Genomic DNA, 20,629 nt, shown 5'->3' on the forward strand with positions numbered 1-20,629 from the left:
AACCTGAAACTTGAAACCTGAAACTAAAAAAAAACTCCCCAAAAGAAATATTTTCTTTTGGGGAGTTTTTGTATAATGAGCTAAATTCTTAGTATAAAGCTGGATATTTAGAAGGGTTAACTTCGTGCATCATGCTGTAGACTTTTTCGAAAATATCTTCAGCAGAAGGTTTTGAGAAATAGTCACCATCAGTTCCGTAAGCCGGTCTGTGCTCTTTTGCAGCAAGCGTTTGCGGTTTACTGTCTAAATGGTGGTAAGCATCCTGTTCTTCCATAATTTGCTGCAAAATAAATGCTGAAGCTCCACCAGGAACATCTTCGTCAATTACAAGCAAACGGTTGGTTTTGGCGATACTTTTTACGATATCCTTATTGACGTCAAAAGGAAGAAGAGACTGAATGTCGATCACTTCACAGTCAATGCCTAAATCTAACAATTCAACAGCAGCCTGCTCTACCAATCTTAGAGTCGATCCGTAAGAAACAAGCGTAATATCTGAACCTTCTTTTAACGTTTCAACGACACCAATTGGTGTTTTGAATTCACCAAAGTTTAAAGGTGTTTTTTCTTTTAAACGGTAACCGTTCAAGCATTCGATTACTAAAGCCGGTTCATCACACTCTAAAAGGGTATTGTAGAATCCTGCGGCCTGAGTCATGTTTCTTGGAACCAAAACGTGAATACCACGAATGGCATTAATAATCATTCCCATCGGAGAACCTGAATGCCAGATGCCTTCTAAACGGTGTCCGCGGGTTCTGATGATTAACGGTGCTTTTTGTTTACCTACTGTTCTGTATTGTAATGTCGCCAAATCATCACTCATGATTTGGATGGCGTATAGTAAATAATCTAGATATTGAATTTCAGCAATCGGACGCAGACCTCTTAAAGCCATACCAATTCCCTGACCAATGATGGTAGCTTCACGGATTCCGATATCGGCAACACGAAGTTCTCCGTATTTTTCCTGCATACCTTCTAATCCCTGATTTACGTCACCAATGTTTCCAACATCCTCACCAAAAATCAAAGTCTCCGGATATTTGGTAAACAAGGCATCAAAGTTATCACGTAAAATCATTCTTCCGTCCAGGTCGGCTTTCGCGTCTTCGGCGTATTTTGGAAGTACTTTTTCAACTGAAAATACATTTAAATCAGAATCAGAGTATAAGTTACTGCTGAATCTTGGTTGTGTAATTTCAATATAATTGGTAATCCAGTTGGATAATAAAACCTTACTGTTTGGTACTTCGATAAAACGCAATATCTTTCTTGCTATGGCAAGCATTTCCTTTTTTAAAGGCGATTTAATAGCGCTTAATTCCGAAATATATTTTTGTATTCTTTCTTTATGATTGATGCTGGCTTCAGCAATTTGACCTAATAAAGCCAAAAGATTTTTCTGATCTTCAATAATTGGATTGATGAAAGAATTCCAAGCCTCTTTTTTAGCTTCAAGAACCTCTTTTTTCAAGTCAAAATCAATTTCAGCTAATTCTTCCGGAGATGCAATGTTAATGGCAATCATCCACAAACGCATTTGACGGATACAGTCAAAATCTTTTTCCCAAGCCAGTCTCTCTGCGTTTTTATAACGTTCGTGTGAACCAGAAGTAGAATGTCCTTGCGGTTGTGTTAATTCGTTTACGTGAATCAAAACCGGAATGTGCTCTTCACGTGCAATAGCGCCCGCTCTTTCGTAAGTAGAAACCAATTCAGCATAATCCCAGCCTTTAACTCTGAAGATTTCATAACCTTTGGAATCTTCATCACGCTGGTATCCTTTTAAGATCTCAGAGATATTTTCTTTGGTAGTCTGATGTCTGGCGTGAACCGAAATTCCGTATTCATCATCCCAAACACTCATTACCATTGGAACTTGCAGAACTCCTGCCGCGTTTATAGTTTCAAAGAACAAGCCTTCAGATGTACTGGCATTTCCAATAGTTCCCCAGGCAACTTCGTTTCCGTCTACTGTAAATTTATCTTTAACAGTAATTCCGTCAACATTTCTGTAAATTTTTGAAGCCTGAGCCAATCCTAATAACCTTGGCATTTGCCCGGCTGTAGGAGATATATCTGCGCTTGAATTTTTTTGTTTTGTTAAATCTTTCCAGGAGCCGTCTTCGTTTAAACTATGTGTTACAAAGTGTCCTCCCATTTGTCTTCCGGCAGACATTGGATCAAAATCTAAATCGGTATGACCGTATAAACCGGCGAAAAACTGTTTTGGAGTCAATTCGCCAATAGCCATCATAAAAGTCTGATCGCGGTAGTATCCGGAACGAAAATCTCCATTTTTGAAGGCTTTCGCCATCGCAAGTTGCGGAACTTCTTTACCGTCCCCAAATATTCCAAATTTAGCTTTCCCAGTCAATACCTCTTTACGTCCTAAAAGACTACATTCACGGCTCGTAACCGCAATTTTATAGTCGTTCATTACTTCAGTTTTGAAATCTTCGAAAGTAAGTGTAGTATTATTTTTTTCTTTAATCATAATCTCAAATGGGTAATGTTTCGGAGCAAAAATAATTAAAAAGTATCAATAATCATAATTCATTAAAGTAAATATAATTTAATTATCTGTAATTAAATTGCTAAAACAGGGTGTGTTTTTTAAGTGATGTTTAGTCTTTTTGTTTCTTTAGTGCGAATAATTTATGTTTTTATAACTAATTCATTCGATTAAAGCCATTTTCTAGTAAAAAGATTAAGTAATGTTTTTGGTGAAAATGTGACGATAAATCGTATTTTTTCACTGTATTTATTTTGCGAAATCTCCCATCCGTTATTAGAGTAAACCGGAAAGTACAATTCAAAATAATCCGGAACTAAATTTAATCGGATACCGCTATCATATCTGAAATTTTCGCTTTGATGCTTGCTTCTCATTAAACCTAAATCTCCGTAAACCTCAATCCAGTTCCAGACAGCGTAGCTCGCATTTAGGGTAGCCATCCACTGATTGGCATATCTTGGTGCTATTTTAGATTTAAAACCACCTTCGGCTATTATATATTGCTGACTGAAAATTCCGGTACTTTCTGATCTGCCGAAAAAATTGTAATCAAACATATAATCAGACGGTCGGTCTAAACCAAAACTAAAATAATCAGAGTTTGTTCGATTGTATAAAAAACTTCCGGCGTACAATCTTAAATTTAGTTTTCGATTGTTTTCAAAAAGTCTTCTGTATTCAATTTCTGCAGCTACTTTTCCGAATTTTCCTGAGAACTGAACATCCGTCATAAAATTAAAATGATTTACCAGTTCCATTTTTGTATTAACGTAACGGGCATTAAAAACAGAATAATTTGGAGTGGAATTGTCTTTGATGTAAGTGCTTGCTTCACGATTTACAATAACCTGTCTGAACATGATCAGTTGTTTTCGGTTATCTCTGAAATTCTCTTCACGTATTCTAAACTGTACCATCGGATTCAGTCTCAAATAGGTGGCATCAGGAGCGTAGTGGTAATAATTTTGGCTTATGGAATAGCGTACATTATATAAGGTGCTGTTTCGGTAGTATTGATTCCAGGAAAATGAGGAAGAACCCGAAAAAGTTTTCGCATTAATGGAATAAGCCGGCTCGATATCAAACGTAAAAGGTTTGTCTAAAATTGTTTTGTTGTGAAGACGCATACCGGGAGTCAGACCGTCGTAATAGTTATAATTAAGAGTCGGTATGTATAAAATTTGATTGTAATAAGGGTCTTCGAGATCTTTGGCAAAATTAAATTTGATAGGACGATTAGTAATAACCAAACTTTTTATAGACCTCCAATTGTTTCTTTGGTTGTATTCCGGAACCTCATTGTCATAGTTGATGACAATTTTGTCGGCATTTTTTCTTTCAAAAATATAGGTTGAATCGGCTGTTTTAGGTTCAATCCATTCTTTAAAAACAACTTCATTTTTATTAATACCATATATAGGAATCGGAGCATAGATACCGGTTCTGTTTTTAATTCGGAAAGCTACAGTGTCTTTCGTTCTTGAAACATGGGTGAACTTATAATCGATGATGTCACGTGAACCTATAATGGTATTAAAGAACCAGTCAATCTTTTTTGGACTTTTTTTGGTTAGTATTTTTTCTAAATCGTATCGGTTTGTCTGTTCCGTTTTGTTTAAATCGTAGAATTCCTGCACACTTTCGGGAACAATATTGTGATTTAAATAATCATCTAAATAGCTAAGACTTAAACCTGCTCGATACTTACTCGCAATTTGTTCGTTAAATTTTATTAAGGTATTTTTTGGATCTCCTAGCGGCTGATCCAGATTTTTACGGGCCATTAGCATGTAGTAATAGCTGTATTGCTCGTTAAAAGTAAGGCTTGTGATGTTAAAACCAGAAAAGAGTTTCATATCAGAAAGTCTTCCCAACATTTTTTGATCCAAATGATTTTCTTCGATGTACTTCATCATCGCATAAATCTGAATCCCGTCGTAAACCCAGTTGTCTTTTCTAGGGTCCAGACGCAGACTGTTTTTTAGATAATTATTCAGATAAGTTTTCAGGAAGGTTATTTCAAAAACAAATTCGTCTGAAAACGGACTTATAAACGAAGGCAGCTGGTTGAGTCCGTAGAATGGATTTCGATCGTAATCTACCTGAGAAACCGTGATTTTTTGGTGCGGATATTTTCCAATAAAAGAGTTAGCAAAAGTGACTACTTTATTGATGATAATCGCACTCTGAATTTCGGTTAATCTTTTGTTTTTAAGATTTGTAAGTACCTCAAGTGATCCGTTGTCGTAACTTTTGAAGTCATTTTGTTTTTCGATAAACAGGCTAAAATCAGTTCTGTTTTTTCCCGAAAACTGGTACGTTTTAAAGGAAGAGTTAGTGTTGTCTTCCGAAACCTGATTCAAATCAGTCGTTATAGCATACTGGTTGGGTATTTTTATTTCAAGTTCATAATCTGTTCTTGCATTGGCAATATCGTCCAAATTGAAATTGTCGTATTTCATAAAACGGTGATTCTCAAAACGGGCAGGAGTTAAGAACCAGTCTTTCAAATTCATTCCCCCATTTTGATCAAAACCATAACGAGTAAATTTGTCACTTGGAATTTTAGTAATATAAATTAAGTGCAAGTCAATTTTTTCTCCCGGGCGTAATTTTTTATTTAGTTTTACTACAATATAATCGGGATTTTTTTCAGTTCTTTCCCATTCAAGTGCGGAATTGTCGGAATCAGTAAGACTCAAAACAGTTGTGCTTCCTCTTTCAGAAGTTTTTGCCAAGTGGAAACCTCTGTAAAATTCATCAGAAAATCGTCTGGCTAATGGTGTGTTTTTATCAGAGAAAGCATTGTTCCAATCGTTAAGAACAATTGAAATCAAAGAATCATTTGAAGTATTATAATAAGTGATATCCTGTTTGATGTTCAGGGTTTTGAGTTCAATGTTAACGGCGACTTCCATCTTAGATTGATGTTGCGCATATTGTTTTATCGAGCTGAATAGAACAAAAAGATAGAATATAATTTTATAAAATGATTTCAAGGATAGGGCAAATGATTAAAATTATAAATAAACTCACAAGTAAATAATGATTCTGGTTTTTTGTAAAAATAGCATAAAAAAAGCTGTTTAAAAAACAGCTTTTAATTTTTGTAGTATTTTATTTAACTGAATCATACACAGTACTATATTTGTCTCAGTTTTTAACGGCTTAGTACGAAATTTAAATTCTCAAATTTGTTTAAAAGACAGATGTCTTTATTAGAAATTTGGACTCAAATCGTACTTTTTGTAGAATTTATCCAATACGTCAACTACTTCGTCTTCAGTGTCTACAATTTTAAATAAGTTCAAATCTTCAGGGCTAACCGTGTGCATTTTTTCTACCAGTACAGTTTTAACCCATTCGATTAATCCTGACCAGAATTCAACTCCAACTAATATAATAGGGAATTTTCCAATTTTTTTAGTTTGAATCAAAGTGATTGCTTCGAACATTTCGTCAAGAGTTCCAAAACCTCCCGGCATTACCACAAAACCTTGTGAATATTTTACGAACATTACTTTTCTCACAAAGAAATAATCGAAATTAAGGTTTTTATCGTGGTCGATATAAGGATTGAAATGTTGCTCAAAAGGCAATTCGATGTTTAGTCCAACCGAAGTCCCACCTCCTAAGTGAGCTCCTTTATTTCCAGCTTCCATGATTCCGGGACCACCTCCTGTGATTACTCCGTAACCTGCTTTACTGATTTTATAAGCAATTTTTTCGGCTAATAAATAGTATTTGTCTTCTGGTTTTGTTCTTGCCGAACCGAAAATCGATACACATGGACCAATACGCCCCATACTTTCGTAACCGTTTACAAATTCAGCCATGATTTTAAAAATCGCCCAGCTGTCATTCGTTCTGATTTCATTCCACGTTTTTTGTTTTAAACGATCCTGAATTACTTTATCCTCATCATTATCAAAATCTTCTAATCTCATTTTAGGTATTTTATAATTTATATTTTTTTAAAATTGTTCTCTTTTTAGCATGGACAAAAGAGTGGTGCCTGTTTACAGATTTTCGATTGAATGGTCGTTTTTCTATCAAAAAAAGCGCTGTCAAAATTTGAGATTTTGACAAAAAGGCTAGCTAAATTAAGCCTTTTTTTGTGAATTGGTGCAAAAAATAAAATTTATTAATTTAAATATAGCATCTAAATAAAAGGGCTTGATAAGTTGTTGTTCATTATCAGTAAATTAAGACGGTTTTGTGGTAATTCGTTGTCTTGTCTTAAAAGGTTTTGATTTACGGATAAATATATCGTTCCGATGGAACTCTCTTCTGCGATGATTTCTTTATTTCAAATGATCGAAATCCGTTGCTATAAATATGTCGTTCCTTCGGAACTCTTTTTGATGTGATTTTTTATTTCAACGGATTTAAATTCGTTGAAATAAAAATATAATTCCTGCGGAATTTCTTTTTCCACGCAAGTAGAGTCATCGGCTCGATCCATTTTGTAGAGACGGATTTTAATCCGTCCTGTAAATCAAACGAAATAATAAATAGAACCGTAGGTTCGGTCAATATTATTTAGTTGATTTAATTTCAAAGGGAGACAAAAATCATTGCCAAGGTTTTAAACCCTGGCAATGATTTTATTATTCTAATTCCTTTTTCAAAAATTTAGCGGTATAGCTTTTCTTGTTTTTTGCTACTTCTTCCGGAGTACCTTTGGCAATTAATTGTCCGCCGCCTTTTCCGCCTTCAGGTCCAATATCTATAATATAATCGGCAAGTTTAATCACGTCCATATTGTGTTCGATCACCAGAATTGTATTTCCTTTATCGACCAATTTGTTGATGACATCCATCAAAACGCGAATATCTTCAAAATGTAATCCTGTTGTAGGTTCGTCCAGAATATAAAAGGTGTTCCCGGTATCTTTTTTGGATAACTCACCAGCCAGTTTGATGCGTTGTGCTTCTCCGCCGGATAATGTTGTACTTTGTTGTCCGAGTGTAATATATCCCAATCCAACATCCTGAATAGTTTTTACTTTTCGATAGATTTTAGGAATGTTTTCGAAAAAGGGAACGGCCTCATCAACGGTCATGTTCAAAACATCTGAAATTGATTTTCCTTTGTATCGAATCTCCAGTGTTTCTCTGTTAAAACGCTTGCCTTGACAGGTTTCACATTCTACGTAGACATCTGGTAAAAAGTTCATTTCGATGGTTCTTACACCAGAGCCTTCGCAGGTTTCACAGCGTCCTCCTTTTACGTTAAAACTAAAACGCCCTGCCTTGTAACCGCGAATCATACTTTCGGAAGTCATGGTAAACAGGTTTCGGATCTCTGTAAAAACTTCCGTATAGGTTGCCGGATTCGAACGTGGAGTTCTTCCAATCGGACTTTGGTCGATATCAATTACTTTGTCGATATGTTCTAATCCCTCAATTTTTTTATACGGTTGTGGTTTTTTAACACCATTAAAATAGTAAGCGTTTAATATAGGATAGAGTGTTTCGTTAATCAAAGTTGATTTTCCACTCCCTGAAACACCTGTCACGCAAATCAATTGTCCTAAAGGCAATTCGATAGAAACATTTTTTAGGTTGTTTCCTGTTGCTCCTGTTAGTTTTAGTGATTTACCATTTCCTTTACGACGTTCCTTCGGAATCTCGAGTTTCATTTTGCCGTTCAGGTATTGAGCAGTAATGGTGTTGGATTTTAAGGTTTCTGCGGGAGTTCCGATACTGATGATTTCACCACCATATTTTCCGGCTTTTGGGCCAATGTCAATCACATAATCGGCAGTTTCGATCATGTCTTTATCATGTTCCACCACAATAACCGAGTTCCCGATATCGCGTAATTGTTCTAGAGATTTAATCAATTTTTCATTATCTCTTTGATGTAAACCAATACTAGGTTCATCCAGAATATATAAAACACCAACCAGTTGTGATCCAATTTGAGTCGCCAGACGAATACGCTGCGCTTCGCCTCCCGAAAGTGATTTTGAACTTCGGCTTAAAGCCAGATAATTCAAGCCAACATTCATCAGGAAGTTTAAGCGGTCCTTGATTTCTTTAACTACCTCTGAAGCAATCAAAAGTTGTTTGTCAGTCAGATGCGTATGTAAATCCAGGAACCAGGTCGTCAAATCAGAAATATCCATATCACACAAATCGGTGATGTTTTTATCGTTGATTTTGAAAAACAAAGCTTCTTTTTTCAGACGGGAACCTTCACAAACGGGACAATTAACTTCGTCCATGAAATCTTTCGCCCAACGTTTGATAGTGGTGGAGGCACTTTCGTCATACTGATTTTTGATGAAATGAGAAATTCCTTCAAAATCTATTTTATAATCACGGGTTACACCAAGGTCTTTAGAATTTACAGTGAATTTCTCTTTTCCGCCATGTAGGATTGTATTCATGGCTTCTTCCGAAATTTTCTCAATAGGATCCGTTATTTTAAAACCATACTTTTCACCAATAACTTCTAATTGTTTAAATATCCAGGAAGATTTGTATTCGCCAAGCGGAGCAAAACCTCCCGCTTTAATAGATAATTTTGGATTAGGAATGATTTTTTTGACATTGATTTCGTGTACCGTTCCTAAACCGTTACAATGTGGACAAGCTCCTTTCGGAGAGTTGAAGGAGAATAAATTAGGTTCTGGATTTTGATACGAAATACCCGTCGAAGGGCACATCAGGTTTCTACTGAAATAACGTACTTCATTAGTATCCTGATCCAAAATCATCAAAACGTTTTCTCCATGATGCATCGCTGTATTGATGCTTTCAGAAAGACGTTTCTGATTGTCTTCTGTATTTTCAATCAGCATTCTGTCGACTACAATTTCAATATCGTGCGTTTTGTAACGGTCAAGTTTCATTCCGGAAACCAAGTCCTGAACTTCACCATTGACACGTACTTTTAGAAAACCTTGTTTGGTAATTTGCTGGAACAACTCCGCATAATGACCTTTTCTGGCCTTAATTACAGGAGCTAATATATTGATGCGTTTTCCGTTAAAATCCTGTATGATTAAATCTTTGATTTGCTCGTCAGAATAAGAAACCATTTTTTCTCCCGTATTGTAGCTGTATGCGTCGGCACCTCTAGCGTAAAGAAGTCTTAGGAAATCGTAGATTTCGGTAATAGTTCCAACAGTTGAACGTGGACTTTTACTGGTTGTTTTTTGTTCAATTGCAATTACGGGTGAAAGTCCGTCGATTTTATCTACATCGGGACGCTCCAGGCCTCCAAGGAACTGTCTGGCATAAGCCGAAAAAGTTTCTACATAGCGACGCTGTCCTTCGGCATAAATAGTATCAAATGCCAAAGATGATTTTCCCGAGCCCGACAGACCGGTAATAACTACCAGTTTTTCACGCGGAATTGAAATGTCTATATTTTTTAGATTATGAACTCTTGCACCAAGAACTTCAATAGTATTGTCTTTTTCTAACATAAATTTGAGCAAAAGGCAAAGTTACCACTTTGATTTGTTCTTTTTATACTGGATTGTAAAAGTTTATGTTACAAATAGTAACAAAAAACGCTAACCAAAGTTAGCGTTTTCTTTTGCGTGTAAGCATATATTCTTCGATGGCTTCTTTAGTAGTGTACCAGTTTCGGCCTTCTTTATAAGCATCTATTTTACCTGTTCTGGCAAGTAAACTTACATATTCCTGACCGTATGGGGTTTCAGGTTCGCTTACAATATCAGATATTTTTTGATAATCATAATCACTGCCCGGCATTGCATTTAGATAGATATTTAAAGTTCGTTCTAAAGCCTGACACATCAAAAGGGTTAATTTTTGATAATTACCATTGTTTGCCTGATTGAGGGCCTCGTAATATTTCTTTCGGTCATTTTTTAGGATAATAGCCGGAGGAAAGCCGCAACGCATTAGCAATAAATTCATACTTAAGCGCACTGTACGACCATTTCCATCAAAAAAAGGATGAATCCAGACCAACTTATGGTGATAAATCGTAGCCAGTTCAATATCGTTGAGATCTAATGGATTTGTATTGATGAAATCAATTAATTCATCAAGATAATCTGAAACTTTGTTGGCATTGGGCGGCATAAAATTTGCTCCCGAAATTCGAACTCCGCCATTGCGCAAACGACCGGCAAAATCATCTTCAATAGAACGCAAAACTAATCCGTGAATCGACAAGATGTCAATGCTTCGGAGTTTGTAGGTATCGTCTATAATTTCATACAGATAATCAATCGCCTTATCATGATTGTGGGTTTCAAAATGTTCCCGAAGCGATTTTCCTTTGATGGTGATACCTTCCTGAATGACCATTTGGGTTTCGCGTAAGCTCATCGTGTTACCTTCGATGCTGTTCGAATTGTAGGTCCATTCTAAAGATAAACTCTCTCTGATTTTATGCAAAGCAATGTTGGGCAGTGGTCTGCTGTTCTGCAGATCGAGCCTTTTTTGATACAATCGATCAAAGGTAGATTGAAATTCAGTTCTATATGTTAAGTCTATATCCCACATTACCCAACAAAAGTACTTCTTATTATCGGATAATAAAAATTTTTAACCTATCCGATATTAAGACTACTCAATTGTCATAGAACGCAATTTGGTTCTATAGGCTTCAAGTGCTATTGATTTGGAAATGAATCCATAGTATTTTTCGTTACGGAGAACGGGAAGAAAGGCTGTTTTGGATTGTTCGAATTTACTCATTACAATTTCCATACTGTCAGAAGAAGAAATAGTAACTAGAGGTGTTTTCATTACATCTTTAATGGCGGTATATTTGACGCGATAAGCATTAAAAATAATTTCACGGATATCATTAAAATGAACAATACCAACGAGTTCTTTCTCATTGTTTACCACAGCGAAGACCACTTGGTTGGAGTGTGAGATAAGATCGACAAGTTTGCCTAAATTTTCATCCGGATGCACCGTTAGGTAATCGCATTGGATGATCGTATCAATATCTAAAGTCGATAATATATTGGAATCTTTATTACTTGTAAAAGCGTGCCCTTTTTTAGCTAAGCCCTTAACGTCTAAAGAATATTTTTCAAAACGTTTTGAAATAGCAAAACTGATTGAAGATACAATCATTAGCGGGATCATTAAGCTGTAACCGCCTGTAATTTCGGCAATTAAGAAAATGGCGGTCAGTGGAGCATGAAACAATCCGCTTAAGATTCCGGCCATTCCAACCATCGTAAAATTACTAATAGGAAGTTTTGACAGACCAATTAGGCTAATGAACTTCGAGAAAAAGTACCCCAAATAGGATCCCAGGAATAGAGAGGGAGCAAAGTTACCACCATTTCCGCCACTTCCGAGGGTAAGTGCCGAGGCAAAAACTTTGACCATCATGGTGCATCCTACAAACAACAGTAAAACCCATTGATTGTTTCTGAAATCTTCAAACAAAGTATTGTTTAATATTTTTCCCGGATCAGTTTCAGATAGCGTTTTGATACTCTCGTAACCCTCACCAAATAATGTTGGAAAAATAAAAATAAGTAAGGCCAATAGCGAAGAGCCTATTAAGGCTTTTTTATAGGCTCCTATTTTTAGACTGGCAAAATAATGTTCAATTTTTTGAAAATTTCGGGCATAATAAACGGCCATGAAACCGGTTAGTATTCCTAAAAGAACATAAAACGGAATATTGTGATAATTAAATGCTTCCTGTTTTTTGAAAGATAGTAAAATGGTTTCGTCTAAGACAATAGCTGAAACTAAAGCGCCTGTCGCGGCCGAAATCATAATAGGAGTAAAGGCAGAAATGCTTACGTCTACCAGTAAAACTTCGATGGCAAAAAGAACTCCTGCAATAGGAGCGTTAAAAGCCGCGGCAATTCCGGCAGCAACACCACAGCCAATCAGCAAAGTCCTATCCTTATAAGGGAGTCTGTAATTTTGGGCGAAATTCGATCCAAAAGCAGCTCCTGTAATCACAATAGGACTCTCCAAACCTGCAGAACCTCCCAGGCCAACCGTTAACGAACTGGTAACGATTTGTGCATACATTTGTTTTCTGGGAATTATACTTGCTTTTTTTGCAACGGCATATAATATTTGTGAAGTTCCTTTTTCGATGCTCCCGTTCAAAACCCTTTTGATCACAAATACGGTAAGTACAATACCGATAATCGGCAGGATACTATTAATAAAGCTCAGTTTTAAAATTCCGTTGATATAAGTGGCAAATGAAAAAACACTATGGGCAAAAGTTTTTAAAACAATTACCGCCAAAGAGCAGGAAATACCAATTAAAACGCTTGACAGGAAAATAAATTGCTTTGGAGTCATTAACGATTGTCCTAAAGCGATAATGCTTTCTAGTTTTCTAAAATATTTTTTTAGCATGCCGTTTGTAAATGGTTAGGGAAATACAAATTTAGTCTATAATGTTATAAATAAATAAAAATAAAGAACTAAATTAAAAACCTACTGCTGTATCGTCTCCACGAAAATCAGCCCCGCCTTCAAGAGAATTGTCCGGAAGAACCAAAATACAATCCAGCTTACCAATTACAGGAGCATTTTTTTCATTGATCAGATATCCTTTTGCTTTTAGCTTATCAATTGTAACGTTGCTAAAGGCACCAGGTTCAAATGTAATAAGATCCGGAAGCCACTGATGGTGAAAACGTGGAGCATTCACTGCTTCCTGCATGCTTAAATTATACTCATAAACATTCAAAATTGCCTGTAATACCGAAGTGATAATAGTCGATCCGCCCGGAGTACCTACCACCATAAACAGTTTACCGTTTTTTTCGACAATTGTTGGAGTCATTGAGCTCAGCATTCTTTTTTGAGGTGCAATACTGTTGGCTTCATTTCCTACTAAACCAAACATATTGGGAGATCCCGGTTTTGCACTAAAATCGTCCATCTCATTGTTTAAAAAGAAACCTAATTCATCGCAGTAGTATTTTGATCCAAAGGCATCATTTATGGTTGTAGTAGCAGCAACGGCATTTCCTTGTGCATCCACGATCGAATAATGCGTCGTTTCGGTACTCTCATTGTACGTTACTTTTCCTTCTTTAATTTCAGAAGATAAACTCGCCTTTTCAGCATTGAAACTCGACATTCTGTCTTTTAAATAGGCATCAGACAATAAAGCATTCATCGGAATTTTTACAAAATCCGGATCGCCTAAAAACTGACTTCTGTCCGCATAAGCTCTTCGTTCAGCTTCAACGATTACCTGAATAGATTCCGGAGTGTTGTGCCCCATTTTGGATAAATAAAAAGGACTTATCATTTTCATAATTTGAGCCAGACAAATTCCGCCACTGCTTGGTGGGGCCATAGAGGTTATTTTCAGTTCTTTATAATCAAACTGTAATGGTTTTCTCCATTTGGCTTCGTATTTTTCTAAATCTTTAAGGGTTATGATTCCTCCTTTTTTCTGTATATAATTTACTAAAGTTTTAGCAGTCTGACCTTTGTAAAATTCATCTTTTCCGTTCTTTTGAATACGCTTCAGAGTGCTGGCCAAAGCAGGGTATTTAATGGTATCATTTTCTTTAAATTTTCCTGCCATAAGGGTATTCGGGCCATTTACTTTTACAATAGCGTCGTGATAAGCCTCCAGTTGCTTTTGCTGTTTTAGGGTTACGATCACGCCTTTTTCGGCAAGGGCAATAACAGGTTTTAAAATTTCGGACATCGGCAGAGATCCTAATTTCTTATGAACCGCAAAAACTCCGGCAACAGTTCCCGGAACACCAATAGCCAAAGCCGTTTCGGTACTTTTTCCTTTAATGACATTTCCGTCTTTATCAAGGAACATGTCTTTTGTTGCTGCCAGTGGTGCTTTTTCACGATAATCCAATGATCCAACTTCGCCATTAGCTTTTCGGTAAACCATAAAACCGCCGCCGCCAATATTTCCTGCATACGGAAAAGCAACAGCCAGTGCCAGTTCGGTACCCACCATTGCGTCAAAAGCATTACCGCCTTTTTTCATGATATCTGCTCCAACTTTAGAAGCTTCTGCACGTGCCGAAACCACCATCGCTTTCGAAACTACAAGTCCGGTTGGCTTTATTGGGTTTTGCTGTGCAGTACAGCTAATATAGATTAGCGTAAATAAGAAAGTTATTTTTTTCATGTTGATGTAAAATTAAAAGGTATTATTTGGTGCTTTTGTTTGGTAAAAAGCAGTATTAAAGAGAAAGTAATTTTTGATTGGCCTGGCTTTTCATATCCTCAAAGAAGAGCGTGAACTCACGTTCAAATTCAGGATAGAATTCCTTTAGTTCAGCAGTAGCAAATTGCATGTTGGATTGGTTTTTTGATCTCCTTCGGTCCATCTGAGTTAAAATCTGATGGATCCCTTCAATAGTCTGATAACTCAAAAGCCAGTTTTGTTTGATCATATACGGCATCATATCTTGTGTTTTTTCAGTCAGGATAGGATAGTTTCCATGCAGCGATCTGTAAAATCGGTTCACAAAACGATCTAGTTTTTCGTCGGAATATTTTTCCCAGTTTTTGGCTAAAAAATGATCGTAGACAATATCGACAATTACGCCTGCATAATGATGGTATTTCTCATGTAAACGTTTGGTGCTCTGTCTGAAAATATCATGAGAATCAGTATAAGTGTCTATAAAACGATGCAAAAGAATTCCTTTTTGAACATCTTCCGGAAAATGTTCAAACTGTTTACCGCGAATTCCATCGGCCATAAAGTTGCCAATTTTAATCAAATCATTTTCACCTGAAAGATAGATATGAGCTAGGAAATTCATGTGTTTTTAAAGTTTGTGAGGTTCTTACTTGTGAAGACAGTGCGTAATTTTAGTAAAAGTATAAAAACTTTTTGACATCGTTTTAATGAATGACAGATAGCTTCATGTTTAAAATCTGAAAACTTAGAATCTTAGAAACTTAGAATCTTAGAAACTTTTCTATATTTGTGATAAAAAAATAACCATAACTCACAAAAATGACTTTAATAAAATCAATTTCAGGAATACGAGGGACAATCGGTGGAAAAGTAGGAGATAACCTGACTCCTGTTGATGCTGTAAAATTTGCATCGGCATACGGTACTTTTTTGAAAAACAACACCTCAAAAGAAAAATTAACAGTGGTGATTGGTCGTGACGCGAGAATTTCAGGACCAATGATTCACAATCTTGTAGTAAATACGCTAATTGGTTTAGGAATTAATGTAATTGATTTAGGACTTTCTACAACACCAACAGTAGAAGTAGCGGTTCCGTTAGAAAAATCAGACGGAGGAATTATTTTAACGGCTTCTCACAATCCGAAACAATGGAACGCTCTGAAATTGTTGAACGCAAAAGGTGAGTTTTTAAGCGGAGAAGAAGGTGCGAAAATTCTTGAAATCGCAGAAGCAGAGGCTTTTGATTTCTCAGATGTTGACAGTTTGGGTGAGATTACGATAAACGATGCTTATATGGATATTCATATCGACGAGGTTTTGAACTTGCCTTTGGTTGATGTTGAAGCTGTAAAAGCGGCTAAATTTAAAGTGGTAGTAGATGGTGTAAACTCTTCAGGAGGAATTATCATTCCAAAATTATTGGAACAAATGGGTGTGGAGGTCGTAAAATTATACTGTGAACCAAACGGACACTTTCCTCACAATCCGGAACCATTAAAAGAACATTTAACGGATATTTCGGAATTGGTAGTAAAAGAAAAAGCGCATTTAGGAGTAGTTGTTGATCCGGACGTTGATCGTCTGGCTTTTATCTCTGAAGACGGGGAAATGTTTGGGGAAGAATATACTTTGGTAGCCTGCGCTGATTATGTGTTGAGTAAAACTCCCGGAAATACAGTTTCAAATATGTCATCGTCACGTGCTTTGCGCGACGTAACTGTTGCACATGGTGGGAAATACGAAGCAAGTGCTGTAGGTGAAGTAAACGTGGTAGCGTTAATGAAGAAAAACAATGCTATTATTGGAGGTGAAGGTAACGGTGGAATTATTTATCCGGAATCTCATTATGGAAGAGATAGTTTGGTGGGAGTTGCTTTATTTTTAACCCATTTGGCAAATAAAAATATGTCAGTTTCGGCATTGCGTGCTTCTTACCCGGAGTATTATATGAGTAAAAATAAAATTGAATTAACACCACAAATCGATGTTGATGCAATTTTAGAAGCCATGACCGAAAAATACAAAAATGAAGATATCAGTACAATTGATGGTGTGAAAATTGATTTTGCTACTGAATGGGTTCATTTAAGAAAATCAAACACCGAGCCAATCATCAGGATTTATACAGAAGCTCCTTCTCAGGAAAAAGCCGATGTTTTAGCACTTCGAATTATTGATGAAATAAAAGCGATCGCAGGAATTTAATGTGCATTCTTATAACAAACAAAAAACACCTTTTTCATATTGAAAAAGGTGTTTTCTTATTTTAAAGACTCAAAAGTGAAAAGTGAAAAAGTATTTTAGGTTTGAACATCAAAAACTCACAATTCACATTTTACATCACACATTTCATAAAAAAATTACTCTATCCTGTGTTTCCATCTTTTGTGCGTCCACAAATAGAATTCAGGAGCCTCATAAATTTGTTTTTCTACTTCTCTTAAGTATTTCTCCGTGATGTCAAAATTTTTATAATCATTTGGATTGTCGGCGATCGGTACAAAGGTGGCTTCGTAATAGCCTCTGGCCACTTTTTTTACTTTTACAAAAATAACACTCAGATCGTATTTCTTGGCCAGCATTTCGGCTCCGGTGTGCACGGGAACTTCAATTCCCATAAATTTCATCGAATGAAAAATTCGATCCAGTTTAGGCGATTGGTCGCTGGCTAAACCGTACATGCTTAAAATTCCGTTACGCTGGTTTTGAGCCATTGTTGGAATCGCTTTTCTAGTTTCAACCAATTCAGTGTCGTATTTAGAACGTATTTTTCGAACCAATTTATCAAAGTAGGGGTTGGCCACTTTTTTATAGACCGCTATACCCTGAAAAGCAATTTTAGTATTCATAGTTAAAAGCCATTCATAACTGGCGTAATGTGCAGCTACCAGAATGGTGCTTTTACCTTTTTTCGCATATTCGTTTACAATCTCAATATTCGTAGTCTTAAATCTTCTTTCCATTTCTTCAGGTGAAATGCTCATCGTTTTGATCATTTCCAGAAACATGTCACACATGTGGCTATAGAATTTCTTTTCGATTTCTTTTCGCTCAGCATCGTTTAAATGTGGTAAAGTAAGTTTTAAGTTTTCACGTACTACCTTTTTGCGGTAGCCTACGATTCGGTAAATCAGAAAACAAACAAAATCAGAAAACCAGTAAAATATTCGGAATGGGAGAATAGAGATAAGCCATAGAAAAGGGTAGGCTATGATATAAACGAGAAATTGCATGTATTGTTTTTTTACAAATATAAAGCAAAAATGAATTACGATCGATATTTTGGATTGATGCTAACATATGTTTAAGAATGACTATATTTACAATTCACATTAAAAGTTTTTTATGAATACCATTTTGATTGGAATTATAGTTGCCAATGTTTTGATTAGTTATCAGGGTTTCAACAATCTTGCTTTTTTTAGAAAATATGAGTTTCATGTAGGAAGTATTCGCTCGGGAGAACAAATAAGAATGCTTTCATCTGGTTTTTTACACGCCGATATGATGCATTTGCTTTTTAATATGCTTACGCTTTGGTTTTTTGCTCCGGTGGTATTGCAGTGGTTGGGGAATTTTTCTTTTCTGTTAATTTATTTCGGAAGTTTAATTTTCGGAAGCTTATTAACGATGCTGTTTCATAAAAACGATTATAGTTACCGTGCAGTAGGGGCATCGGGTGCAGTGACAGGAGTTTTATACTCGGCCATATTGTTACAGCCGGATATGATGTTGGGAATCTTTTTTGTCATACCAATGCCGGCCTATTTATTTGGAATTTTATATTTATTGTATTCGATATACGGAATGAAGGCTAAAAATGATAATATTGGACATACAGCACATTTTGGAGGTGCTATTGGCGGATATTTCATAACTTTGATCAAAGAGCCTTCCTTATTTGTAGATCATAGTTTAATGGTAATATTGTTGGCAATCCCAATTTTAATCCTTTTCGTTATGGCTAAATTGGGGAAATTGTAACAATGGCACAACTTTTGAAAGGTCACTAATCAAATAATTTAAATATAATAAAAATGAAGAAAGTAGTATTATTTTTAACCATCATGTTTATGTCTATGTCTTACGCACAAGAAGTCAAACAAATTCCTCAAATCAATGTAAGTGGTGAAGGAAAAGTAAAAATAGCACCAGATCAGGTTTGTATTTCAGCTACGGTGGAAACAAAAGGGAATAATGCTAAAGATGTCAAAAAACAAAACGACGAAAAAATTGACGCTGTTTTGAAATTTATTAAAAAAATGAATGTTCCTGTTGCTGATTACAAAACGAAACAAGTTTCGCTTAATCCGCAATACGATTACGAAAAAAAGAAAACAAGTTATAATGCTACTCAGACTGTAGAAATTGTATTGAAAGATTTATCTAAGTACGATGAAGTAATGGAAGGTTTGGTACAACAAGGAATCAATCGTATCGATAATGTTTCTTTTGAATCTTCTAAGTTAGCACAACACCAATCAGAAGCCCGTAAATTAGCGATTAAAGATGCTAAAGCAAAAGCGGAAGACTACGTTTCAGTTTTAGGGCAAAAAGTTGGTAAAGCGATTACAATCTCAGACAATTCTCAAGTATACAATCCAAGACCAATGTATGCAGCTATGAAATCAATGGCTATGGATGCTAACGGTGGTGCTGAACATGAAACGCTTGCGGTTGGAGAAATTGAAATTACAGCAAACGTAAATGTAAGTTTCGTTTTAGATTAAATATAGAAAAAAACATTTTTTCAAATCCCAAATTCCAATTTAAAACTGGAGTTTGGGATTTTTTGTTTTAACTACTCTTAGGGACGATAATAAGATATTTTTTCGATGCCGGGAGGTTTATAATTAAAAAAAAGTTTTACGGAAAAGGAAGCATTGCACAACCTAACACATGCACCTATTTAACATTCTTCATCGCTCTGAAAGAGCCTTTGCAATAGCATAGTGATTTTTACAATACCGATGGTTTTGCAATTTTAAAGAATTTCTAGAGGTTAAGGAAGTAAGGCGTAACCTAACACATGCACCTAATTTAACATTATTCATCGCTCTGAAAGAGCCTTAGTAATAGCATAGTGATTTTTACAATACCGATGGTTTTGCAATTTTAAAGAATCTCTAGAGGTTAAGGAAGTAAGGCCTAACCTAACACATGCACCTATTTAACATTCTTCATCGCTCTGAAAGAGCCTTTGCAATAGCATAGTGCGAAGCACTAAGAAAGGGATATTGATAAGGATTGTTTTAGCCCTGAAAGGGCAAAAGCCTAATCTCAAAGAAGAGAAATTGATTTATATTATGTTTTCGAAAGAGATTTTTAATAAAAAAAATGTTTGCTCTAGCCCTTTCAGGACGCACCAGTCCTTGCTTTAATTCAGAGTGCTTCGCACCATGTTAATGCTTTTGGGTTTTTAGCCCTTTTTTAGGGCTATTTTCAGCTTTTTTCTGTGCCTCAAAATACTAAGGGAACTCTGTTCGTGTTTTTACATAAAAGAGATTTTTCTCTACCTATAGTTGTAATGAAGGTGCATCCGCAAAATTTGCTTTCAATTCTTCAGGTAAATAAGGTCGGCCTCCGGTTGCCGGAATACAAGTGCCTGTAAATACTGCCGTAGCCATTATTTTCCCATTTTTTATAATCGATTGTTTGAAATGCAAACGCGGTAATCCCTGAGCATCGGTATAAACAGCACAGGTGACATCAAAATTATCGTCTTTTTTTAGCGAGCGGATAAATTTGATACTGTATTCGGATAAAACCATAAATACGCCATTTTGGGCCTGTTGCACAAAATCAAAACCTAAAACCTCCCGAACAAAGTCATGACGGCATTCTTCCATATAAAAAGGGTAGTACAAACCGTCCATAATGCCTTGTATGTCTATATGTGCGTCCGCAGCAGTGTAATTTTTTGAATATTCCATAATGTAATTAAAGTTAGAACTATTTGAACGTATTTTCTTATTTTATAT

General features: G+C 35.9%; 13 protein-coding genes. 3 read left to right on the forward strand and 10 right to left on the reverse strand.

The features are described from left to right. Window positions 1–88: 88 nt before the first annotated feature. The 8 genes from JO950_RS12800 to JO950_RS12835 all read right to left on the reverse strand — a co-directional run bounded on the left by JO950_RS12800 (window position 89) and on the right by JO950_RS12835 (window position 15,267). Window positions 89–2,500: a thiamine pyrophosphate-dependent enzyme gene (locus JO950_RS12800; RefSeq protein WP_202702999.1), complete on the reverse strand. Its 2,412-nt coding sequence runs from the start codon at window positions 2,498–2,500 to the stop codon at window positions 89–91. Between the two features lie 188 nt (window positions 2,501–2,688). After that, the gene (locus tag JO950_RS12805; RefSeq protein WP_202703000.1) at window positions 2,689–5,439 is read right to left on the reverse strand and encodes an aminopeptidase; all 2,751 of its coding nucleotides are present in this window, start codon (window positions 5,437–5,439) and stop codon (window positions 2,689–2,691) included. Window positions 5,440–5,739: 300 nt separating this feature from the next. Next, a complete protein-coding gene (locus JO950_RS12810; protein WP_017496653.1) occupies window positions 5,740–6,468 on the reverse strand; it encodes a TIGR00730 family Rossman fold protein in 729 nt (242 codons plus the stop codon). Window positions 6,469–7,131: 663 nt separating this feature from the next. After that, entirely contained in the window at window positions 7,132–9,963 is a 2,832-nt protein-coding gene (uvrA, locus tag JO950_RS12815) for an excinuclease ABC subunit UvrA (RefSeq protein ID WP_202703001.1), read from the reverse strand. 100 nt (window positions 9,964–10,063) lie between these two features. Further along, window positions 10,064–11,017: a Fic family protein gene (locus JO950_RS12820; RefSeq protein ID WP_202703002.1), complete on the reverse strand. Its 954-nt coding sequence runs from the start codon at window positions 11,015–11,017 to the stop codon at window positions 10,064–10,066. Window positions 11,018–11,080: 63 nt separating this feature from the next. Then, window positions 11,081–12,865 carry a chloride channel protein gene (locus JO950_RS12825; RefSeq protein WP_202703003.1) on the reverse strand — a complete coding sequence of 595 codons (1,785 nt, stop codon included), beginning with the start codon at window positions 12,863–12,865 and terminating at the stop codon, window positions 11,081–11,083. Window positions 12,866–12,938: 73 nt separating this feature from the next. Continuing rightward, window positions 12,939–14,624: a gamma-glutamyltransferase gene (gene ggt / locus JO950_RS12830; protein WP_202703004.1), complete on the reverse strand. Its 1,686-nt coding sequence runs from the start codon at window positions 14,622–14,624 to the stop codon at window positions 12,939–12,941. Window positions 14,625–14,679: 55 nt separating this feature from the next. Beyond that, on the reverse strand, window positions 14,680–15,267 hold the full coding sequence (locus JO950_RS12835) for an ACP phosphodiesterase (RefSeq protein WP_202703005.1): 588 nt from the start codon (window positions 15,265–15,267) through the stop codon (window positions 14,680–14,682). Between the two features lie 197 nt (window positions 15,268–15,464). Between JO950_RS12835 and glmM the strand changes: the two genes are divergently transcribed. Continuing rightward, window positions 15,465–16,853 carry a phosphoglucosamine mutase gene (glmM, locus tag JO950_RS12840; protein ID WP_202703006.1) on the forward strand — a complete coding sequence of 463 codons (1,389 nt, stop codon included), beginning with the start codon at window positions 15,465–15,467 and terminating at the stop codon, window positions 16,851–16,853. 155 nt (window positions 16,854–17,008) lie between these two features. On the opposite strand, the gene JO950_RS12845 is transcribed toward glmM, so the two are convergent. Further along, window positions 17,009–17,881 (reverse strand): lysophospholipid acyltransferase family protein, encoded by an 873-nt coding sequence (locus JO950_RS12845; RefSeq protein ID WP_017496645.1) that lies wholly within the window; start codon window positions 17,879–17,881, stop codon window positions 17,009–17,011. 112 nt (window positions 17,882–17,993) lie between these two features. Here JO950_RS12845 and JO950_RS12850 point away from each other — a divergent pair, with 112 nt between their 5' ends. Both JO950_RS12850 and JO950_RS12855 read left to right on the forward strand, forming a co-directional pair. Then, entirely contained in the window at window positions 17,994–18,632 is a 639-nt protein-coding gene (locus tag JO950_RS12850; protein WP_017496644.1) for a rhomboid family intramembrane serine protease, read from the forward strand. Between the two features lie 53 nt (window positions 18,633–18,685). After that, a complete protein-coding gene (locus tag JO950_RS12855) occupies window positions 18,686–19,378 on the forward strand; it encodes an SIMPL domain-containing protein (RefSeq protein WP_202703007.1) in 693 nt (230 codons plus the stop codon). Between the two features lie 786 nt (window positions 19,379–20,164). On the opposite strand, the gene JO950_RS12860 is transcribed toward JO950_RS12855, so the two are convergent. Then, complete coding sequence (locus JO950_RS12860; RefSeq protein ID WP_202703008.1) at window positions 20,165–20,581, reverse strand: thioesterase family protein; 417 nt, start codon at window positions 20,579–20,581, stop codon at window positions 20,165–20,167. Window positions 20,582–20,629 lie beyond the last annotated feature (48 nt).

Origin of the sequence: Flavobacterium sp. UGB4466, from assembly GCF_903469665.1 — a bacterium.
Classification (GTDB): Bacteria; Bacteroidota; Bacteroidia; order Flavobacteriales; family Flavobacteriaceae; genus Flavobacterium; species Flavobacterium lipolyticum.